This is a genomic window from Gemella haemolysans (genome assembly GCF_012273215.1).
Classification (GTDB): Bacteria; Bacillota; Bacilli; order Staphylococcales; family Gemellaceae; genus Gemella; species Gemella haemolysans_A.
This window is the reverse complement of the sequence record NZ_CP050965.1, coordinates 1,200,273-1,221,675: the sequence shown is the minus strand read 5'-3', so window position 1 is coordinate 1,221,675 and position 21,403 is coordinate 1,200,273. Positions and strand designations below refer to the sequence as shown.

General features: G+C 29.7%; 20 protein-coding genes. 18 read left to right on the top strand and 2 right to left on the bottom strand.

Features of this window, described 5'->3' with window-relative positions; genetic code table 11:
* The first annotated feature begins 8 nt into the window (after positions 1–8).
* The 15 genes from miaA (at position 9) to FOC48_RS09775 (ending at position 16,794) form a co-directional block, all read left to right on the top strand.
* On the top strand, positions 9–905 hold the full coding sequence (miaA, locus tag FOC48_RS05710) for a tRNA (adenosine(37)-N6)-dimethylallyltransferase MiaA (RefSeq protein WP_003147032.1): 897 nt from the start codon (positions 9–11) through the stop codon (positions 903–905).
* A gap of 223 nt (positions 906–1,128) precedes the next feature.
* Positions 1,129–2,787 (top strand): SulP family inorganic anion transporter, encoded by a 1,659-nt coding sequence (locus tag FOC48_RS05705; protein ID WP_003147031.1) that lies wholly within the window; start codon positions 1,129–1,131, stop codon positions 2,785–2,787.
* 260 nt (positions 2,788–3,047) lie between these two features.
* Positions 3,048–3,434, top strand: coding sequence for a hypothetical protein (locus tag FOC48_RS05700; RefSeq protein ID WP_003147030.1), 387 nt, complete (start codon positions 3,048–3,050; stop codon positions 3,432–3,434).
* 329 nt (positions 3,435–3,763) lie between these two features.
* Positions 3,764–4,222: a MarR family winged helix-turn-helix transcriptional regulator gene (locus FOC48_RS05695; protein ID WP_003147029.1), complete on the top strand. Its 459-nt coding sequence runs from the start codon at positions 3,764–3,766 to the stop codon at positions 4,220–4,222.
* Positions 4,223–4,224: 2 nt separating this feature from the next.
* Positions 4,225–4,953: an ATP-binding cassette domain-containing protein gene (locus FOC48_RS05690; protein WP_003147028.1), complete on the top strand. Its 729-nt coding sequence runs from the start codon at positions 4,225–4,227 to the stop codon at positions 4,951–4,953.
* The gene (locus FOC48_RS05685; RefSeq protein WP_003147025.1) at positions 4,953–6,467 is read left to right on the top strand and encodes an ABC transporter permease/substrate-binding protein; all 1,515 of its coding nucleotides are present in this window, start codon (positions 4,953–4,955) and stop codon (positions 6,465–6,467) included. The genes FOC48_RS05690 and FOC48_RS05685 overlap by 1 nt, the downstream gene beginning before the upstream one ends.
* Positions 6,468–6,611: 144 nt before the next feature.
* On the top strand, positions 6,612–7,397 hold the full coding sequence (locus FOC48_RS05680; protein ID WP_003147024.1) for a RecX family transcriptional regulator: 786 nt from the start codon (positions 6,612–6,614) through the stop codon (positions 7,395–7,397).
* A gap of 12 nt (positions 7,398–7,409) precedes the next feature.
* Positions 7,410–9,227: a translation elongation factor 4 gene (lepA, locus tag FOC48_RS05675; protein WP_003147023.1), complete on the top strand. Its 1,818-nt coding sequence runs from the start codon at positions 7,410–7,412 to the stop codon at positions 9,225–9,227.
* Positions 9,227–10,360, top strand: a complete 1,134-nt coding sequence (hemW, locus tag FOC48_RS05670; protein WP_003147022.1) for a radical SAM family heme chaperone HemW — start codon at positions 9,227–9,229, stop codon at positions 10,358–10,360. The genes lepA and hemW overlap by 1 nt, the downstream gene beginning before the upstream one ends.
* A gap of 101 nt (positions 10,361–10,461) precedes the next feature.
* On the top strand, positions 10,462–11,175 hold the full coding sequence (gene rnc, locus FOC48_RS05665) for a ribonuclease III (RefSeq protein ID WP_003147021.1): 714 nt from the start codon (positions 10,462–10,464) through the stop codon (positions 11,173–11,175).
* Positions 11,176–11,196: 21 nt separating this feature from the next.
* Complete coding sequence (smc, locus tag FOC48_RS05660) at positions 11,197–14,751, top strand: chromosome segregation protein SMC (protein WP_003147020.1); 3,555 nt, start codon at positions 11,197–11,199, stop codon at positions 14,749–14,751.
* Positions 14,752–14,952 (top strand): hypothetical protein, encoded by a 201-nt coding sequence (locus FOC48_RS05655; RefSeq protein WP_003147019.1) that lies wholly within the window; start codon positions 14,752–14,754, stop codon positions 14,950–14,952.
* A gap of 48 nt (positions 14,953–15,000) precedes the next feature.
* Entirely contained in the window at positions 15,001–15,285 is a 285-nt protein-coding gene (locus FOC48_RS05650) for a hypothetical protein (RefSeq protein WP_003147018.1), read from the top strand.
* A gap of 85 nt (positions 15,286–15,370) precedes the next feature.
* Positions 15,371–15,925, top strand: a complete 555-nt coding sequence (locus tag FOC48_RS09970; protein ID WP_003148112.1) for a helix-turn-helix domain-containing protein — start codon at positions 15,371–15,373, stop codon at positions 15,923–15,925.
* A complete protein-coding gene (locus FOC48_RS09775; protein ID WP_331271073.1) occupies positions 15,817–16,794 on the top strand; it encodes an IS3 family transposase in 978 nt (325 codons plus the stop codon). Before FOC48_RS09970 ends, FOC48_RS09775 begins: the two co-directional genes overlap by 109 nt.
* Before the next feature lie 100 nt (positions 16,795–16,894).
* Here the strand turns inward: FOC48_RS09775 and FOC48_RS05635 are convergent, their stop codons facing one another.
* A complete protein-coding gene (locus tag FOC48_RS05635) occupies positions 16,895–17,809 on the bottom strand; it encodes a TDT family transporter (RefSeq protein WP_003147015.1) in 915 nt (304 codons plus the stop codon).
* Between the two features lie 134 nt (positions 17,810–17,943).
* Here FOC48_RS05635 and FOC48_RS05630 point away from each other — a divergent pair, with 134 nt between their 5' ends.
* The 3 genes from FOC48_RS05630 to FOC48_RS05620 are packed head-to-tail and all read left to right on the top strand — an operon-like array spanning position 17,944 to position 20,347.
* Positions 17,944–18,519 carry a TetR/AcrR family transcriptional regulator gene (locus tag FOC48_RS05630; protein WP_003147014.1) on the top strand — a complete coding sequence of 192 codons (576 nt, stop codon included), beginning with the start codon at positions 17,944–17,946 and terminating at the stop codon, positions 18,517–18,519.
* Positions 18,520–19,200 carry an ABC transporter ATP-binding protein gene (locus FOC48_RS05625; protein WP_003147013.1) on the top strand — a complete coding sequence of 227 codons (681 nt, stop codon included), beginning with the start codon at positions 18,520–18,522 and terminating at the stop codon, positions 19,198–19,200. It abuts the gene before it with no gap.
* Positions 19,201–19,204: 4 nt separating this feature from the next.
* The gene (locus tag FOC48_RS05620) at positions 19,205–20,347 is read left to right on the top strand and encodes an FtsX-like permease family protein (RefSeq protein WP_003147012.1); all 1,143 of its coding nucleotides are present in this window, start codon (positions 19,205–19,207) and stop codon (positions 20,345–20,347) included.
* Between the two features lie 48 nt (positions 20,348–20,395).
* Here FOC48_RS05620 and FOC48_RS05615 read toward each other — a convergent pair whose 3' ends face one another.
* A complete protein-coding gene (locus FOC48_RS05615; protein ID WP_003147011.1) occupies positions 20,396–21,346 on the bottom strand; it encodes a metal ABC transporter substrate-binding protein in 951 nt (316 codons plus the stop codon).
* Between the last annotated feature and the right edge of the window lie 57 nt (positions 21,347–21,403).

Below are 21,403 nucleotides of genomic sequence, written 5' to 3'. Positions count from 1 at the left end.
GAGGTAAGATGGAAAAAATACCTTTAATAGCGATAGTAGGACCTACTGCAGTTGGGAAAACAGCACTTAGTATAGAACTAGCAAAAGAGTTCAACTGTGAAATAATTTCTATAGATAGTGTTCAAATTTATAAGAAGTTTGATATTGGTTCTGCGAAGGTGAAAAAAGAAGAGATGGATGGAATAGTTCATCATTTAATTGACGAACTAGAGCCTACTGATACTTGTTCTGTCTATGATTTTCAAAAACTAGCACGTAAGAAAATAGAGAAAATACATTGTCGTGGTAAGATGCCTTTATTAATCGGAGGAACTGGTTTTTATATGAATGCTGTTCTAAATAATTATGAGTTTACTGATTTAGAGGAAAAAACTTATGACATTGATGTTGATATGGCCAGAGAGTATCTAAAAGAAAACTATCCAGATACATATAATTCGATCGACCTAGAAAATCATCGTCGTGTAATCAATGCATATAATTATGTGATGAATGAAAAGAAATCTGTAACGACTAACAACAATGGGGATACGGTTCTTGATTGTTATAATCCATTTTTAATAGTTCTTAATACTGATAGGGAAGTTCTATATAGTCGTATTAATAAGCGAGTTGAGCTGATGTTTGAAGAAGGTTTAGAACAAGAAGTTAGAGAAATTATAGATGAGTATGGAATAGAACTCCAAGCTTTAGGAGCGATAGGATATAAGGAGATGATTCCGTATCTTAATGGTAATGTTTCTAAAGAAGATACCATTGCAGCTATCTCTCAAAACTCACGCCGTTATGCAAAACGTCAGTTAACATGGTTTAGAAATAAAATGGATGGAACTTGGTATGATACTGCTAATAAGGAACTATTGGCAGATGTAATAAGAGGGATCAAAGAGAAATTTAATTTATAATTATATTAGTAATTGTCTAGGGCTTGGAAGATTAATTTTTCAAGCCTTTTTTCTAATTTATTACAAGTTATTTTCTATTGTATAATAGATTGAACTCTAGTTATGATAAGATATAATAGAAAAATTTAAAATATTTCAAGAGTATTTCTGATTTAACTAGAGTTTTTGTTAGTTATGTGCTAAACTAGTAATACTAAAGATTCTTAGGAAGTAGGAGGAGAAGATGAATTCATTTAAATATCTTAAGCCAAAGTTATTTAGTGTGATGAAAAATTATACAAAGGAACAATGCTTAAAAGATATAATTGCTGGTTTAATAGTAGCTGTTATAGCATTGCCTTTATCGATTGCTTTGGCGATTGCATCTGGGGTGAATCCAGAACAAGGTCTTTATACTGCGATTATAGCAGGTTTTTTTATTTCGTTTTTAGGTGGAAGTAGAGTTCAGATTGGTGGACCAACGGCTGCTTTTGTCGTTATTATTTATGGGATAATAGCTGAACATGGAATTGCAGGATTAACTGTTGCTACTCTTATGGCAGGGATTATGCTGATTCTAATGGGGCTATTTCACTTTGGTGACTTAATTAAATTTATTCCGAAAACTATCACTATTGGATTTACACTAGGGATTGCTATGGGAATAGTAGTTGGTCAGGTTAAAGATTTTCTAGGATTAAGTATGGGAGCAGTTCCGGCAGAATTTGTTGGAAAATTAGTAGCGTATGGACAAAATATAAAAAGTATTAGCTTTGTTACTTTAGGTATAGGTGTACTTGCGATATTAATTCAAGTATTTTGGCCAAAAGTATCGAAGAAAATACCAGGTTCTTTAATCGCAATACTAGTTACAACATTTTTAGTGGCTATTTTCAAATTACCGGTTAAAACTATTGGTGATCTATACACAATTAAAGCAGGACTTCCTAGCTTTACAATGCCTACAATTTCATTTTCACTAATTAGAGAGATGATTTTACCGGCATTTACGATAGCAATATTAGCGGCTATAGAATCATTGTTATCAGCTGTAGTGTCTGATGGTATGACAGGAAGTAAGCATAAATCTAATGCAGAATTAGTTGCTCAAGGTGTGGGGAACTTTATGTCAGCACTTTTTGGAGGTATTCCTGCAACAGGTGCAATTGCGAGAACTGCAGCTAACGTAAAAAATGGTGGGAGAACACCGGTATCTGGGATGGTGCATGCATTTACTTTGTTACTAATATTATTATTTTTAATGCCATATGCATCGTATATTCCTATGAGTTGCTTGGCTGCGATATTAATAATTGTGGGATATAATATGAGTGGATGGCGTATTTGTGTACGTATGTTAAAGACTGCACCGAAAAGTGATATAGCGGTATTAATTATCACTTTCTTATTAACGTTATTCTTCGACCTAGTAATCGCGATAGAGTTCGGTATGGTATTAGCTGCGTTCTTATTCTTAAAACGTATGTCTGATATTGCAGAAGTTCGACAATGGACGTACAAAGGTTCATCTGATGATGATAAGTTATCTGAAGAAGTTGATTTAAAATATGTCCCTGAAAATACTATAGTTTATGAAATTTTTGGAGCGTTGTTCTTCGGAGCTGCTAATGTGTTTACAAGCTTTGAGCATGGCGAAGGAAAAAATGTTTTAATTATAAGAATGCGTAATGTTCCAGCAATGGATATTTCAGGATTAGAAGTATTAGAAGAAATATTGGAAACTTGTAAAAAACGTGGATTAATATTAATATTATCACACGTAAATGAACAACCATATCATGTTATGGAAAAAGCTGGCTTTATTGAAAAAATAGGTAAAGAAAATATATGTGAGAATATTGATGCTTCTTTAGAGAGAGCGGAGAAATTAAGAGAACTATAAATTTAAGTAAATTTTAATTATAGTCTAAAGTTTATATAAGGTTTAAGATATATAATATAAATATAACAAAACTTAATAATATTTTTTTCATGATATATGGCTCATCGAAAGATGAGCCTTTCTCTATTTTAAGGATGCTTATATTCTGATTGGTATAGTATATGAAGAAAATTTATTAGTAACATTTATTTTTGAGTTATATATGGGTAATTTTTTGTACAGATAATATGATATAATAAATTTAAATAGAGGTAAATAGTATGAGTATATTAGAAATTTTATTAGTAGTATTTTCATTAATCTTTTGTATTTTTTATATGATAGTATTTGTAATAGCTAGAAAAATAGTGAAAAAAGAGGAAATGCTTTTAGAGAAGTTAACAGATAAAGAAATAGAAAAAGTTAGACTAAAGGAGAACCCTTCAAAAATTTCCTTGTTATTAAATTTAGTTATCACTGTAGCATGTTATATATATTTACTCATTTCAATAATAGATAAAGGGTTATTGATAAGTTTCTTCGGGGAAACACTAAACAAAGTAATTAATTCACTTATTATTGTTATAATTTTACTGCCACACTTATTGGAGAGAATCAATGTTATTCGTCGCTATAACAAGATAAAACAAAGGATAGAGAACAAATAGGCGTTAATATTTTTAAATATGAATTTAATAAATTTTTAAGACAATTGGTAAAATATTTATCGATTGTCTATTTTCATGAAAACTAAATTATTGACAACTGTAAACTACAGGAGTAGAATAAACATATTAGTATTTAGGATATTACTAATATCTTTTTTAATAAAATAATAGTCAAAAGATTTTACTGATTTGGAATTACTTTTCATTGTTTATAACAGTGAAGAATAAATGTAAAAAACAAAAAATACCTTTGAAGTTTTGAGATGAAGAGCATGTCCATAGTATTGTTAATGATAATAATTGTGACTTTAGGTAGGGAGTGAAAATAAGTGAATAGTCTATTAAAATACTCAAGTATATTTTCTAGAAAAAAATATGAAAACAACTCATTATATGAGTACTATGCTAGAAAAAATGGTTTGCAAGGTAAATCGCTATTAATCTTAACCTGTCTTTATTATACAAAGGATGGAATAACTCAAAATACTATTTGTGAAAAAACATATTCTACGAAACAAGTAGTTAGTGCAGCAATGAAGACTTTTAAGGAAAAAGGCTATATTTATTTTGAGGAACAAGAAAAAGATAAGCGGGAGAAAATAGTTAGACTTACAGAAAAAGGTTACTTATATGCATCAAAAATTTTGGACCCTCTTAGAGAGGCTGAAGAGAAAGCAATAGGTCAACTTTCAAGTGAACAACAAAAACTATTTATAGAATACTATACAATCTTTAACGATAATATGAAGAAAAATATTGAAAAACTAGTATTGAAAGGAGAAAAATAAAAATGATTAAATATAATAATGTTTCATTATGCTGTTCCACAAATGGTTTAATACTTGACGGATTGAATTTTGAAATACAAGAAGGAGAGTTTTTTGTTCTAGTTGGACCTAGTGGAAGTGGAAAAACAACAACTTTAAAATTAATAAATAGACTGATAGAACAAACTGACGGTGATATTTATTTTGAAGATAAGAGATTGAAAGATTATGATTTAAGGGAATTAAGACTTGAAACTGGCTATGTTCTTCAACAAATTGCACTATTTCCGAATCTTACGGTTGCAGAAAATATTGCGTTAATTCCAGAGATGAAAAACTTTGATAAGAAAGAGATCAAAGAAAAAACAGAAGATTTACTAAGAAAAGTAGGATTGGATCCTAAGCATTATATGAATCGTCTTCCTAAAGAACTTTCTGGAGGAGAGAAACAGCGTGTAGGAATACTACGTGCAATTATTGCTAATCCTAAAATTTTATTGATGGATGAACCATTTTCGGCATTAGATCCGCTTAGTAAAGTTCAATTACAAGATTTAATAAAATCTTTACACAATGAATATAAAATGACAACAGTTTTTGTAACTCACGATATGGATGAAGCGATGAAACTTGCTGATAGAATTTGTGTTTTAAAAGAAGGTAAGGTGGTTCAAATTGCTACACCAGAAGTACTAAAAGAAAATCCTGCGGATGATTTTGTTCGTGAATTTTTTGCAAGGGGGAATAAATAATGAATTTAGTAAGTACATTTTTAGAAAGAAAAAGTGATTGGATAACTGGCTTATATGAACATCTTCAAATTTCATTATTATCACTTATTATTGCAATTTTTATAGCAGTTCCGTTAGGAATAATTATTTCAGGGAATAAAAAGACAAGTGAGTGGTTTTTACAAATTACGGGTATCTTCCAAACTATTCCTTCTCTTGCATTACTTGGGTTATTCATTCCATTTATGGGGATTGGTACATTACCAGCAGTCGTTGCATTGGTAATTTATGCAATATTCCCAATACTACAAAGTACTATTACTGGATTATCGGAGATTGATCCATCGTTAGAAGAGGCTGCAACAGCCTTTGGTATGACAAAACTAGAAAAGTTGAAAAAATTTAAACTTGCACTCGCTATGCCAATACTTATGAGTGGTGTGAGAACTGCGAGTATTATGATAATTGGTACAGCAACTCTTGCCGCTTTAATAGGAGCAGGGGGATTAGGTTCATTTATTTTACTAGGAATAGATAGAAATAACTCAGCGTTAATTTTAATTGGAGCTATTTCATCCGCAATATTAGCGATTCTATTTGGGTTATTAATTAGATTTTTACAAGATAAAAAACCGAAAACTATTTTAGCTTCATTACTTGCAGCTGTAGTGGCTTTAACTATCAGCTTCCTTCCAATTGGAAAAATGTCTAATGATAAACTAATAATAGCTGGTAAAATAGGAGCAGAACCTGAGATATTAATAAATATGTATAAACTTTTAATAGAAGATGAGACAAATATTGACGTTGAGGTTAAACCTAATTTTGGAAAAACAAGCTTCTTATATGAGGCGTTAAAAGGTAAAAGTATTGATATTTATCCAGAATTTACAGGTACAGTTACTACAACATTATTAAAAACTCCTCAGACTGTTGCTTCTAATGATCCCGATGAGGTTTATGAGGTTGCTAAAAATAAAATTTTTGAACAAGACAATCTTGTGTACCTAAAACCTACAAAATTCCAGGATACTTACGCTTTAGCCGTAACAGAAGATTTTGCAAATAAAAATAAATTAAATAATATTTCAGATATAAAATTAGTAGAAAATTCTTCAAAAGTTGGATTCTCATTGGAATTTAATGATAGAGAAGATGGTGGTATAGGACTTAAAAATCTTTATCACTTAAATCTAAATGTTAAAACTATGGAAATAGCGTTAAAATATCAAGCTATTTCAAATGGTGATGTAAATATTATCGATGTATTCTCAACAGATAGCAAAATAATAACAAATAAGCTTAAATTATTAAATGACGATAGACATTTATTCCCACCATATCAAGGGGCACCGTTATTAAGAGAAGAGACATTGAAAAAACATCCTGAGCTTGAAAAAATCTTAAATAAACTTGCTGGAAAAATAACAGAAAAAGAAATGACTGAAATGAACTACAAAGTAGATATTGAAGGTAAATCTGCTTATGATGTAGCAAAAGAATATCTACAAAAAGAAGGATTAATTAAAAAATAACGTAGTATCTTAGTTGAAAATAAAATTCTCAAGCCTTATGGTTTGGGAATTTTTTTCTTTCTAACATTTCCTTTTTCATGTGATTTTTGATAAAATTAAAGGTGAGAGTTTTTTTAGCGAGGAATGTAGAAAGTAGGTGTAAATTTGCAAGTTACAAATATAACAAAGCTAAAAGTTAAGTATAAAATAGATTTGGAAAATGGTAAACATTTTTATGTTTCTGAAGATACGATAATTAAGTATGGACTTATAAAAAAAATAGATTTATCAAAAGAGCAATTAAAAGAAATCATAGCTCACGAAAGTGTAGAAAGTGCCTATAGTAAAGCAGTACATTATTTACAATTTGGTCTAAGAACTAAGCAGGATATAAGAGAATATCTTCAGAAGAAAGAGATTGCTAATAATGTTATTGATGAAGTAATTGAGAAGTTAATAGAAATTGGTTATTTGAATGATAATCACTATGTAGAAGCTGCGGTGACAGATTATTTTAATCTAAATTTAAAGGGGCCATATTGGATACAAAGAAAACTGTTAGAAAAAGGCCTAGATAAAGATGTTATAGATGAAAATATTGCCAAGATTTGTACTGAAGAAGCAATGATAGAAATTCTATATAAAATTATTGAACGTGAGTATAAAGTAAGAAGAGAAACGAAAAACAAAAAAGTTCAAAAAATAACACAAAAACTTTATACAAATGGCTTTACATCTGATATAATAAGAAAGGTGTTTGACATATTTTTCGAAGACTATGAAGATGAAAATGAAGAGGAAATATTAGATGAGCATTTTAGAAGGGCTTATCAAAGTTATAGTCGTAGATATGAAGGATATGCACTTAAACAAAAGCTGATTGAAAAGCTAATAAGGGATGGTTTTTCGTATTATACAGCTAAAGACTACGTAGAAAAACAAGATTTGTAAAGGAAGAATAAAATGGATAAAAGAAATGAAAGGCAAAAGAAAATAAGGAACTTTTCTATAATTGCACATATTGACCACGGGAAATCGACTCTTGCGGACAGGATTTTAGAAAAAACAAAGGCGTTAGAACAACGTGAAATGAAAGCACAACTTCTTGACTCAATGGATATTGAGCGTGAAAGAGGTATTACAATTAAACTTAATGCAGTTCAATTACAATATACTGCAAAAAATGGAGAAGAGTATATTTTCCACTTAATCGATACACCGGGACACGTAGACTTCACATATGAAGTATCACGTTCTTTAGCGGCATGTGAAGGGGCTATTTTGGTAGTCGATGCTGCTCAAGGTATTGAGGCACAAACTTTAGCTAACGTATACTTAGCATTAGATAATAATTTAGAGATTATTCCAATTATTAATAAAATTGACTTACCTGCAGCGGATCCTGAGAAGGTTAAGACTGAAATCGAGGATGTAATTGGATTACCTATAGACGATATTGTACTAGCTTCTGCTAAGGCTGGAATTGGTATTGATGAAATCTTAGAACAAATCGTAGAATATATTCCAGCTCCATCTGGTGATGCGGCTGAACCACTACAAGCATTAATCTTTGACTCATTATACGATGCATATAGAGGAGTTATCGTTTCAGTACGTATTAAGAACGGTACTGTAAAAGCTGGAGATAAGATTAAGATGATGGCTACTGGTGGTGTGTTCGAGGTTACTGAAGTTGGTATTCACACACCTAAAGAGAAAATCGTTGATGAACTTACTGCAGGAGATGTAGGATTTATCTGTGCATCTATTAAAAATGTAAGTGAAACTCGTGTAGGGGATACAATCACATTAGCGAATAATCCAGCTAAAGAAGCATTACCTGGATACAGAAAATTAAACCCAATGGTATTCTGTGGATTATATCCAATCGATTCATCAAAATATAATGATTTACGTGAAGCATTAGAAAAATTAGAACTTAATGACTCTGCGTTACAATATGAAGCTGAAACGTCACAAGCACTTGGATTTGGATTTAGATGTGGATTCTTAGGAATGTTACACATGGAAATCATTCAAGAGCGTATTGAGCGTGAATTTAATATTGATATTATCGCAACTGCACCATCGGTTATTTACAAAGTTGAAAAAACTGACGGAACTCTAGTAGATGTGTCAAATCCATCAGAAATGCCAGATCCACAAAAAATTAATAAGATTACAGAGCCATTTGTTAAGGCGAGCATTATGGTACCAAATGACTATGTAGGTGCTGTTATGGATCTTTGTCAGAAGAAACGTGGTATTTTCTTAAATATGGAATATATCGATGATACAAGGGTTAATATTACTTATGATATACCTCTATCAGAAATCGTATTTGACTTCTTCGATCAACTTAAATCTAATACAAAAGGATATGCATCATTTGACTATGAATTAACAGGATACAAAGATAGTAACCTTGTTAAGATGGATATTCTATTAAATGGTGAACAAGTCGATGCTCTAAGCTTCATCGTTCACAGAGAATTTGCTTACCAACGTGGTAAAGTTATTGTAGAAAAACTTAAAAAACTTATTCCAAAACAACAATTCGAAATTCCTATCCAAGCTGCTATTGGAAATAAAATTATCTCTCGCGAAACTATTAAAGCGATGCGTAAAAACGTTCTTGCTAAATGTTACGGAGGGGATATTAGTAGGAAACGTAAACTATTAGAGAAACAGAAAAAAGGTAAAGAGAGAATGAAAGCTGTTGGTAGCGTAGAAGTTCCTCAAGATGCCTTCATGGCTGTTCTTAAAATGGATGAAGAATAATGAAGAGTTGTCCACGCGGAGTATATATTCATATTCCATTTTGTAAGTATATTTGTTCATATTGCGATTTCAACAAGTTTTATATACAAAGACAACCTGTTGACAAGTATATAGATTGCTTAATCAAAGAAATCGAGAGTATGGAAAACATTCAAAATGTTGAAACTATTTATATTGGTGGAGGAACACCAAGTGCATTAAGTGATGAACAACTTCATCGTTTATTAACTGCATTAAGAAATAAAATTCCACAACAACTGCGTGAATTTACTTTTGAAGCTAACCCTGAGGATCTTGTTGATTCTCGGGTTGCTTTGGTAAAGGGCTACGGAGTTAATAGAATTAGCATGGGAGTTCAGACTTTTAATAACGAATTGTTAAAAATTCTTGGACGTGGACATGTTGCTGATGATGTAGATATGGCGATTGCTAATTGTAAAAAACATGGCATTGAGGATATTAATGTAGATTTAATGTTCTCACTACCGAAGCAAACTATGGATGACTTATATGACAGTATGAAGAAGGTTGCAGAATACAATATTAGTCATATTTCATGTTATTCATTGATTTTGGAACAGAAGACTAAACTTTATAATCAGGTGAGAGACAAGAAAGTTACATTGCCTTCAAATGAAACTGAAGAGAAAATGTACAATGAGGTTATTAATTTCTTAACAGAAAATGGTTATGAACAGTATGAAATCAGTAATTTTGCTAGACCAGGTCATGAGAGTGTTCATAATAGCAGTTACTGGAAGAATATAGAGTATTATGGCCTTGGGGCGGGTGCTCATGGTTATATTGATGGAGTACGTTATGCTAATCAAGGAGCATTAAAATTCTATATCGACAGTATGTTAGAAAAAGGTCATGCAAGACGTGAAGAAAATACTGTAACGACTAAGGAAAAAATTGAAGAGGAAATGTTCCTAGGACTACGTCTTTTAAAAGGTGTAGATTTAGATATATTTGAAGAAAAATATGGAAAAAGAGCAGAAGAAATATTTAAAGACGTTATTGATAAAAATATAAGAGAAGGGTACTTGGAAATTGAAGATAATAAACTTCGATTAACTAGAAAAGGATTATTCTATGGAAATGATGTCTTCTCTGAGTTTTTATTGGATTAATAACATATTTAAATTATTAGAATGATTTTTATGGGAGGAACTTGATTAATTTTTATAAAATTATTGAGTTTCTCCCAATAATGAAAGAAAGGAGAATAATTGTGGAACGAACATATATTGAAGGATTGCTTAATACTTTGAATAAAAAGTATGGTTTTAATTTGAAATTCAGTGAGAATTTTAAAAATGCATTTTCTCATTCTTCTTATACTAATGAGAAAAGAATCGCGAAGCATTTAAATTATGAGCGTTTGGAATTTTTAGGGGATGCTGTTGTTGAACTTACAACAAGCGAATTTTTATTTAAGAAATTTTATGAGCTTCCTGAAGGTGAGCTAACTAAGTTACGTGCATCTATTGTTTGTGAAAAAACATTGGTTAAATATGCTTTACAACTTGGCTTAGACAAATGTATATACTTAGGTAAAGGTGAAGAAAAGATGGGTGGAAGAAGTCGAGCAGCGTTACTTGCTGATATTTTTGAATCTTTCACAGGAGCAATGTACCTAGAGTCAAACCTTGAAGTTGTAAAAACTTTCTTACATAATACATTATTTACAGAAGTTCAAGACCTTGAATATCATAGCTTTGTAGATTATAAAACTATACTACAAGAGTACATTTCAAAAATTAAATTGGGTGAAATTGAGTATGTAGTACTTGATTCTACGGGTCCATCACATTCTAAAACTTTTACGAGTGCTATTTTAATTGGTGGAAAACAATATGGAAGTGGGACAGCTACTACAAAAAAAGAGTCTGAACAGCTTTCAGCCAAACAAGCATTAGAAAAACTAGGATACAAAGATATTTAAAATTAATGAAAGGAAACAAAGATGAAATTAGCAAAGGTTGAAGTTACAGGTTTTAAATCTTTTCAAAAGAAGACAACATTTGAATTTAAAAATAATTTAATCGGTGTTGTAGGACCGAACGGTTCGGGAAAAAGTAATATAATTGATGCTATTCGTTGGGTTTTAGGGGAGCAGTCTGCTAAAAATTTACGTGGTAGTAGCATGAAAGATGTTATCTTTTCGGGGACTGAAGATGCGAAAAGAAAAAACTTTGCTGAAGTAGCGGTAACATTTTCTAACGGAGAAGATAATTGTGAAATTAAAAGACGTTTGTATAGAAATGGTGATAGTGAGTATTACATTGATAATAAGCGTTCTAAATTAAAAGATATTACGGATATCTATCTTGATTTTGGGATTAATAAGGAAAGTTATAGTATTATTACTCAAGGTAAGGTAGAAGATATTATTTCATCTAAACCTGTTGATCGTCGAGCGATTATAGAAGAGGCATCAGGGGTATTAAAATATAAAAATAAGAAAAAAGAAACTAATCTTAAATTAGAGAAAACAAATGATAACTTAATGAGGTTAAATGATATTTTCTCAGAAATCTCAGGTCGTTATAAAATCTTAGAAGATCAAAAGAACAAAACACAAAAGTATCTTGATTATTCTAAAGAACTTGAAGAAAAAGACATTTTATTAAATGTCTATAACATTGCGGAATATCAAAAAAGACTTGCTGATTTACTTCAAGTTAAACAGGAAAAAGAATCAGAAAAACTTGGACTTGAAATTAGACAAGAAGAACTAATAAAAGATTTAGAAAGTATCAAGAATAATTTAGTCTCATTAGATAGAACTTACATGAAATATCATGATGAGGAGTTAGAATTAGTTCAGAAGAAAGAATCTCTTCAATCACAATTAAGTGTTATTGAGGAAAGAAAAAATAACAGAACACTTAGAAGTGAAAAAATTAACGATGATATTAAGTATCTTGAGGAAAGAAAACAAAACCTTGAAAGTAAGCTGTCTGAAAGAGAAAATCTAAATGATGAAACTAAAGGGAGAATTCAAAAGATTAACAAAGAAATATCTTCGTTAGAATCAGGTGAAGAGAGTAAACTAGAATTAATCGAAAGAAATATAGAAGAATTAAAAGATACTTACTATAGCTTAATTAACGAAGAAACTAAACTAGAGAATAGTATAGAGTTTGCTAAGAAAAATCTTGAGAGTGCTGATGAGAACAGTAAAGAAATTCTAGATAATATTAAAAGACAAAAACAAGTTTTAAGTGTAAGAGAAGAAGAATTTTCTACAGCTACAGAAGAACAAAAGGTATTAAATGAACAATTATCTAATCTTCAAAGAGAACTTGATATATTAGTTGAGAAAAATATTCTAATTAATTCAAATGGAAAAAATATAGAAGAGCAAATTCGTACAGGTCACAACTTCAAGAGTAACCTGGAAAACCGTAAGAAGTTCTTAGAAGATCAAATCAACAATTTAAGCTTTTATAATATTGGAGTAAAAGAGATTCTTGCGAATAAGGATGTGCTAGCGGGTGTTCATAATAGTGTAGCAAATATTGTAGAATTTGATAACGAATATGCTGTTGCAATTGATATTGCTTTAGGGCAAGCACAACAAAATATTATCGTAGAAAATGAGAATGTTGCTAAACAATGTATTAATCATTTAAAGAAAGCTAATAAAGGTAGAGTTACATTCTTACCGTTAAATAATATTAAAGCAAAAGCAATAGCGAGTGATGTTTATAGGACAGTAGTAAATGAAGAAGGATTTATCAATATTGCTGAGAATTTAATAACTGTTGATAGTGAGTATAAAAATATAATATCTCACCTATTAGGGCTTGTTCTTATTGTTGATAATATGGATAATGCCAATAGAATAGCTCGTAAGATTAATTTTAGAAACAGAATTATTACCCTTGATGGGCAAATTATTAACAGTGGTGGGTCTATCACAGGAGGTGCTATTAATAAAAATAATAACTCTTCTATTAAACATAAGGCTGAATTAGATGAACTTTCACAAAATCTTATTAAAATCAATGATAAGATTGAGAAATTAGATAGTGAGAAACATCAATTAGAAAATCAGCAACAAGAAGTAATAAATGAAATTGGAAGTTTAAAATCAACAAAAGAAGAAGCGATTTTAAAACTTAAGCAATTAGAATTAAGTATAAATCATAAAAATTCTGAGATTGCTGATATTAAAGCAAATATAGAATTTAATGAAAGAAAATTATTAGAATTTAAAGACAATGAGGATAATTCAAGTAATATTATCGAATTAACTCAAAGTCTCGAGAAGATTAGAATCGAGCTACAAAAACTTGATGAGAAGATTAAAGAGGAAAGTAGTAAGAAACAAAATGCTCAAAGTGCTGAGGAATTATTCTTAGAGAAAATTGCTGAGCTTAAGATAGAGAAATCAAAATTGGAAGAGACTGCTAAGCATGGTTTAGAGTTAATAGAATCTCTATTAGCAGATATATCAGATGTGAACGAACAGTTGACAAGATTAGAAATGTCTAAAGATGCTGAGTCATTAAGTGAAGAAGATGAACTTAAGATATTAGAAAATAATTCTAAGATTATTGCTGAGTGTAGTGAACGTTTAACAATGCTTAAGACGTTATTATCAGATCTTGATATGGAAAAAACAGGATTGTTTAAACGTGAAAAAGAAATTACGGTAGCTCAACAAAGAAATAACGAAAGTCTACGTCAAAAAACTTCAGAATTTGAAAAATTAACTGTAGAACAGACGAAGATAGAAGTTAAAATTGATGAATATCTAGAAAACCTTGTTACTAATTATAATGTAACGTATGAGAGTGTATCAAATAGATTAACTGCCGATATTATAGATGAGGTATCTTCATATAAACACGATGTAGCAAGACTTCGTAAAGAGATAGTAGAGTTAGGTAATATTAACCTAAATGCTATAGCAGAGTTCGAAGAGGTTAAAGAACGTTACGACTTTTATAATGAGCAAATTACCGATCTTGTAGAAGCGAAAGAAAAACTAGAAGAGACTATTGCAGAGATTGATAAAGAAGTAAAAGAACGTTTCTTAACAACGTTTGTTCAAGTAGCAGAGAACTTCAATAAAATATTTAAAGAATTGTTCAAAGGTGGTTATGCAGATATGACTTTAGAATCACCAAATGACATATTAAATACTGGAATAGTAATCGAAGCTTCACCTCCTGGTAAAAAACTTCAAAACCTTTCATTATTATCAGGTGGGGAGAAATCTTTAACTGCGATAAGTTTATTATTTGCGATATTACAGGTTAAAAATCCTCCATTTGTAGTGCTTGATGAGGTGGAAGCGGCGCTAGATGAAGAGAATGTTAATAGATTTGCTAAATTCTTAAAAGTTTATTCAGAGAATAATCAGTTCTTAGTTATCACACATAGACGAGGAACTATGGAAGCTATGGATACTTTATACGGAGTAACAATGCAAGAAAAAGGTATTAGTTATATCTTAGAATTAGAGTTAAAAGATGTTATCGAGAACTTTCAAGAGGTAGTAGAGTAGATGGATCAAAGGATATTAGAAATGTATAAATTTCACGAGAATATGCCATATATCTCTCCTGAACGAAATATTGACGAGTGGTTATTGGATGCAAAGCCAGTTCCAAAAGGAAATATGGTAACTTTGAAAGATAATCTGCTTGCTGGTGATATAATATTACTATGGAGAATTAGCTTTGGGACATTTACTACGAAAACATGATTCCCTAAATACTTCGAATATACGTATGGTATAAATGCTCCTGAGAACTTGAAAAAATTAGAAGATGAAGGGTATGTTGAAATCGAGAGTGCATTTTCTTCATTAGATCATATTAACTCTACAGCTAAGAAAAATATTCTTAAACAAAAAGGAGTCAAAGGACTATCTAAGTTAAAAGAAGCTGATTTAGATAAAACACTTGAAGAAAATTTTAGTGAGGAAGAGTTGGCTAAACTTTTCTCTATAAGAGGTTATAAATTAACTCAAAAAGGGGAAAAAGCTTTACTTGATAATCAAGATGTTATAGACAGACATCCAAAGAAAAATATATAAAAATAAGGACACAGTACAATTTTGAACTGTACCGACCCCAAAAAGTTAGACCAAAAAATCTAACTTTTTGGAGGTCGGTATTTTTATGACTAAATATAATTTTGAATTTAAAAAGAAAGTCGTACTAGAGTATATAAATGAAAACATAAGCATAAGATCGTTAGCGAAAAAGTATGATATAAAATCTCATAATAATATTGAAATTTGGGTTGCCAAATATAAGAAATATGGAGATGATGGATTATATCGTTCAAGAAAAAATGAAGAATATCCTTTCGAAAAAAAGATATATGTTGTAGAATTATACTTAACAAGTGAACTCTCATACAATGACTTAGCTTTACAAGAAGGTATAAATAATCCAGCACTTATTTGTAACTGGGTTAATCGCTTTAGAGTAGCTGGTCCTGATGCATTGAGAGAGCGAAGGAAAGGTCGGAAAATCTTAATGGCTAAATCACCTAAAAAGTTAAGTAAGGAAACAACAAGTCAAACCACAAATGATAATATATCTAAAGAATATGTAAAAGAATTAGAAGATCAATTACTACAACTAAGGATAGAAAATGCATTTTTAAAAGAAGCGAGGAGACTGCGTTTAGCGGAAGAAGCAGAAATGAAAAGAAGGCGAGAATTATAAGCAGTCTCCGAGGAGAATTCATACTTAAAGACCTTCTTTTATATGCGAAAATGCCAAAAGCAACATATATGTACTGGCAGAAGAGATTCGATAGAGTTAATCCAGATAAAGAAATTGAAGAGAAAATATTAGAAATAAGAAAGAATAACAAAGATTATGGTTATAGACGTATATATGGTGCGTTACGTAATTTAGGATATATAATAAATAAAAAGAAAGTTCAAAGAATTATACAAAAATTAGACTTACAGGTTACATCATTCACTAGAAAAAGTAGAAAATACAATTCATATAAAGGGAAAATTGGAAAAACAGCTAAGAATAGAATTAGAAGACGATTCAATACTAATATTCCACATCAAAAAATCACTACAGACACAACTGAATTTAAATATTATGAAGTTAATGAGAGAGGTAAATTAGTAGTAAAGAAACTTTATTTAGATCCATTTATGGATATGTATAATGGTGAGATAATAAGCTATAGTATAAGTGAGAGCCCATCAGCTAAAAATATAATGGATGCGCTAGAAAAAGCTATTAAAGTCACAGCTAAATCCCCTTATAGGAGAACTTTCCACTCTGATCAAGGATGGGCTTATCAAATGAAGGCATACTCGAAAAGGTTAAAAGAAGAACGTATTTACCAAAGTATGTCTAGAAAAGCAAATTGTTTGGATAATTCGATAATGGAGAATTTCTTCGGAATATTAAAACAAGAGATATACTATGGAACAACATATAATAGTTATAGGGAACTGAAATTAGCTATTGAAAAATATATAAAATACTATAATGAAGAGAGAATAAAAGAGAAACTAGGATGGTTAAGTCCTAAGCAATATAGAATAAAACATATGACTGTATAAATATAAAAAAGATAGCGTAACAGTCATTATAACTATTACGCTATCCTAAGTCTAACTTTTTGGGGTCAGATCAAACTGTGTCCTTCAAATGTATATACTATTAATTATTTGAATATGATAAATTCTTAATAAACCCATACCATACATAAATTACAATAATTATCGCCAGTAATTCACTTAGATGAATTAAAATATTCAAAACAGAAAATTCAGCTATTTGATAATAAATTCCAGTTTTTTGAAATGCTATCGCGCAAATTACTAATGGGAAAGTAAAAGCAGAAAAGCTAGGATAGAATTTTCTTTTTAGTAAATAAGGTAATTGAATTAAAACAAAAATAAATAATAATACTGTAAGCGGTATTAATACTGCTAAAATTATGTTGCTTTTTTGTGTAACTCCTATCATATAACTAGCCAGTAATAATCCACCAGGGGCAGAAAATACTGTTATAGTAGGATAATCACCATCGTTATAATGCTTATATTTATAAACTCTATAAAGAACGAAAGGTAATAACACTAAATAGTTAATATAAGAAAAATAGAAGTAAATTAATCCTAGTGTTTCTAAGTTGTAATTTATTGCTGTTACAGTTACAACAGCTGGTCCAACGAAGGTGATGAACCAAGTTGGATAAATATTTTTGATATGTTTTTCTTTCAAAACAAAATTATAAATTGCATAACAAACAACAAATAAATCTAGAAGAATTCCAATTATCCAAAAGGGAACACTGTAAGCACCGATAAATTTTTTCGAAAATGAACTTAAAAGCATAATACTCATCGGATAAGTTGCAAGAACCGTTGCAATTACAGGATTTTCCATTTCTTTTTTTAATTTGTCAAATCCTAGTGCAAATTTAATAGTTAAAAGTACAATTATTATAAAAGATAAAAGACTAAATAATAATTGTAATTTAGGACTGTATGGTTGTAATAGATTTCCTAACGCTACTGAACCAAGTGCTAAACCAGCAATAGGCGTAGGTAAATTTTTAATAATATTCATAAATAACTCCTAATATTTATTCTACTTTTATTGTATACAATTTCATGTAATAATTCAATAATTTTTCTATTGATATTTCATACAAAATGATTTATAATGAGAAACAAGTGTTACCTATTGATGGAGGTTTTAATATGGCACCAAAATTTAAATTTACAAAAGAAGAAGTTTTAGCTGTAACTATAGACTTTATAAGAGAAAATGGAATAGAAGCATTAACTGCAAGAGAGTTGGCTAAAAAATTGGAGTCATCTACTAAAGTAATATTTAGTTTGTTTTCTAATATGAAAAATTTAGAAGATGAAGCAAAGATTGCTGCTGAAAATATTTTTTCAGAAAAAGTTAATTTAGCATTAAAAGATGATAGTCCATTTAAACGATTAGGAGTAGAGTATATATTATTTTCAAAAAATGAACCTAAATTATTTCAATGGTTATTTATGAAAAAAGGAATAGAAGTAGAAAGTTTTAAAGATTTTCTTCCAATGCGAGACTACGAATATAAATCAGTAATTCAGTCTATAGATGAAGAGTATAAAATTTCAATAGAAAATGCAAAAAAACTTTACGAGCACTTATTTATATATAGTCATGGTATTGCAACATTAACAGTTACGGGAATACATAATTTTACAGCAACTGAAATTATTGAATATATGACTGAAGTAACTAAAAGTTTAATAATACAATATTTAAAGGAGATTGATTAAATGATTATAGCAAAGAATATTAAGAAACAATATAATGGTCAAGAAGTCTTAAGAGGAATAGATTTAAAAATTGATAAAAATGAATTTGTTGTTATACTTGGAGCTTCAGGTTCAGGAAAATCTACACTATTAAATATCTTATCTGGTTTAGAAAAGTCAGACTCTGGAGAAGTTGTATATGATAATGAGTCTATAAGTGGTTACTCAGAAAAACAATTAACAAAATTCCGTAAAGATAAAATAGGTTTTGTTTTCCAACAATATTATTTATTAAATAATTTAACGGTAGAACAAAATGTTAAAGTAGGAGCTAGTTTAGCAAATAATAAAGAGTATGTTGAGATTATAAGGGAATTAGGATTAGAAGATAAATTAAGTAAATATCCAAATGAGTTATCTGGTGGGGAGCAACAGCGTGTTTCAATTGCTAGAGCACTAGCTAAGAAGCCAGCGGTACTATTTTTAGATGAACCTACAGGAGCTTTAGATGAGGAAACAGGAAGAAAAATATTAGAGTACTTATTAAAACTAAAAACTAAATCTAACTTTACAATGATAATGGTAACTCATAATGAAAATATTGCTCAACTTGCAAATAAGATAATTCATGTAGGTAGTGGTAAAGTAACTTCGATTGAAGAAAACCATACACCTAAATCTGTAAGAGAGATAGGGTGGTAATTATATGATAGTTCAGTTAAAAGATTTAAGAAAAGCAATTGCAGTAGTGATAGTAAGTTACTGTGCGGTATTTATAACTACACTTTTTTCTAACTTATATTTAGATTTGAAAGGCCTAGATATTACGGGATTTAATATAATACAGAAGAAGTTTTATGATGCCCAGCTTATTGTTTCGAAGTTTGTAGTAATTATAACAGGAACAGTTTTATCAATAAGTGCGGCGGTAATGTTAATATTTTATATAAAACAATTTATTGATGATTCTAAACATAAAATTGGTATATTAAAAGCTCAAGGTTATAGTAATAACTTTATAGCATCTAAGTTTTCTGTTTTTGGACTTTTAGTATTTTTAGGTTCGTTATTAGGTTATGGAAGTTCACATTTGTTTATGCCGAAATTTTATGAAAGTAGAAATACGGATAATATATTATCTGAGCTTACAATGAACTTTCATCCCCAACTTTTATTAATAATGGTTATATTACCATCACTATCGTTTTTAGTAATATCAATTGTTTATGTACTGTTTAATTTAAATGTACCAACGATTAACTTACTTAAACAAATAAATTCAACAAATAAAAAATTTAGAAAAAGAAGATTTAGACAATATAAAAACTTTTTCAAAGAATTAAGAGCAACAGTATTATTTAGTAATAAAACCCTATTATTCTTTGTTATTTTTGCTACATTATCATTTTCTTCAATGATTCAAATGGCATTTGGTATGAGAGATTTTGTTGATGGAACAATAAGAATTATGATGATGATAATAGGTGTGATATTATCGTTATCTATATTATTAATTTCATTAGAAGTGATTGCTAGTAGTAATATAAAAAATATATCTATTTTAAATATTATGGGCTTTTCAAAAAGTGAATGTTCAAGAATAATATTATCAGGTTATAGAGTAGTAGCATACATAGGTTTTGCTATAGGAACAGTTTATCAGTATTTTTTAATAAGAGCATTACTAAAAGTTTTATTTAAAAAATTAGATAGCGAAACAACATATAACTTTGATTTAATTTCAGTAATTGGTAGTTTTATAGCATTTGTATTAATATATGAAATCTTTATTTTATACTATAGTAATAAGATAAAAGGTTTAAATGTTAAAAAAATTATGATGGAATAAAAATAACAACTCCTTGTATATTTATACAGGGAGTTGTTTTAGGAGTAGTTATTTAGCTAATCCTTCAGAAATTTTATCTAAGTTCCATTTCATCATGCTGTAGTAGCTATCTCCGTTTTGTCCTGGTTCAGCGATTGAATCAGTGAAGATTTTTTCGTAAATAGGAATGTTAGTATCTTTTGATACTGTTTGCATTGGACGTTCGTCAACACTACTTTCTACAAATAGAGAAGGTACTTTAGTTTTACGTAATTTTTCAACTAGAGTTTTGATTTGGTCTGGAGTTCCTTCTTCTTCAGTATTGATTTCCCAAATGTAAGCAGATGGTACGTTGTATGCTTTAGAGAAGTATTTGAAGCATCCTTCACTAGTTACTATAGTTTTTTTCTCTTTAGGAATGTTGTTGAATTTATCTTTAGCTTCTTTGTCTAATTTAGAAAGTTTTTCTAAGTAAGTTTTAAGATTTGCTTCGTAGAAATCTTTGTTTTTAGGATCTTTAGCTTCTAATTGTTTTGCAATGTTTTTAGCATAGATCATACCATTTTCAAGATTTAACCAAGCGTGTGGGTCTTCTTTACCTTTTTCGCTTTGACCTTCAAGGTAAATTACATCAACACCTTCACTAACTGCGTAGTAATCTTTGTTTTCTTCTTTTTTAGCATTTTGAACTAATTTTGTAAACCAAGCGTTACCACCAGTTTCTAAGTTAATACCGTTGTAGAAGATAAGATTAGCTTCAGATGTTTTTTTAACATCATCAGGAAGCGGTTCGTATTCGTGTGGATCTTGTCCAACAGGTACGATACTGTGTAAATCAATTTTATCACCAGCGATATTTTTAGTAATATCAGCGATGATAGAGTTAGTTGCTACTACTTTTAATTTAGTAGCATCATTAGACCCTGAATTTTGTTTAGCACTAGAACATGCGAAAAGTCCAACTGCTAAAGTAAAAATAAGGGCTAGAAAACTTAATTTTTTTAAACCTAATTTTTTCATATTATAGGCCTCCTTTATTATTTTTTTTTGTAAGACAGAGAATAAAATAGATTTACA

Coding starts and splice junctions, on each gene's coding strand:
- FOC48_RS05615 (WP_003147011.1), bottom strand. CDS start 21,346: ATGAAAAAATTAGGTTTAAAAAAATTAAGTTTTCTAGCCCTTATTTTT.
- FOC48_RS05705 (WP_003147031.1), top strand. CDS start 1,129: ATGAATTCATTTAAATATCTTAAGCCAAAGTTATTTAGTGTGATGAAA.
- FOC48_RS05685 (WP_003147025.1), top strand. CDS start 4,953: ATGAATTTAGTAAGTACATTTTTAGAAAGAAAAAGTGATTGGATAACT.
- FOC48_RS05620 (WP_003147012.1), top strand. CDS start 19,205: ATGATAGTTCAGTTAAAAGATTTAAGAAAAGCAATTGCAGTAGTGATA.
- FOC48_RS05635 (WP_003147015.1), bottom strand. CDS start 17,809: ATGAATATTATTAAAAATTTACCTACGCCTATTGCTGGTTTAGCACTT.
- FOC48_RS05690 (WP_003147028.1), top strand. CDS start 4,225: ATGATTAAATATAATAATGTTTCATTATGCTGTTCCACAAATGGTTTA.
- FOC48_RS05625 (WP_003147013.1), top strand. CDS start 18,520: ATGATTATAGCAAAGAATATTAAGAAACAATATAATGGTCAAGAAGTC.
- smc (WP_003147020.1), top strand. CDS start 11,197: ATGAAATTAGCAAAGGTTGAAGTTACAGGTTTTAAATCTTTTCAAAAG.
- FOC48_RS09970 (WP_003148112.1), top strand. CDS start 15,371: ATGACTAAATATAATTTTGAATTTAAAAAGAAAGTCGTACTAGAGTAT.
- miaA (WP_003147032.1), top strand. CDS start 9: ATGGAAAAAATACCTTTAATAGCGATAGTAGGACCTACTGCAGTTGGG.
- FOC48_RS05630 (WP_003147014.1), top strand. CDS start 17,944: ATGGCACCAAAATTTAAATTTACAAAAGAAGAAGTTTTAGCTGTAACT.
- FOC48_RS05655 (WP_003147019.1), top strand. CDS start 14,752: ATGGATCAAAGGATATTAGAAATGTATAAATTTCACGAGAATATGCCA.
- lepA (WP_003147023.1), top strand. CDS start 7,410: ATGGATAAAAGAAATGAAAGGCAAAAGAAAATAAGGAACTTTTCTATA.
- FOC48_RS05700 (WP_003147030.1), top strand. CDS start 3,048: ATGAGTATATTAGAAATTTTATTAGTAGTATTTTCATTAATCTTTTGT.
- hemW (WP_003147022.1), top strand. CDS start 9,227: ATGAAGAGTTGTCCACGCGGAGTATATATTCATATTCCATTTTGTAAG.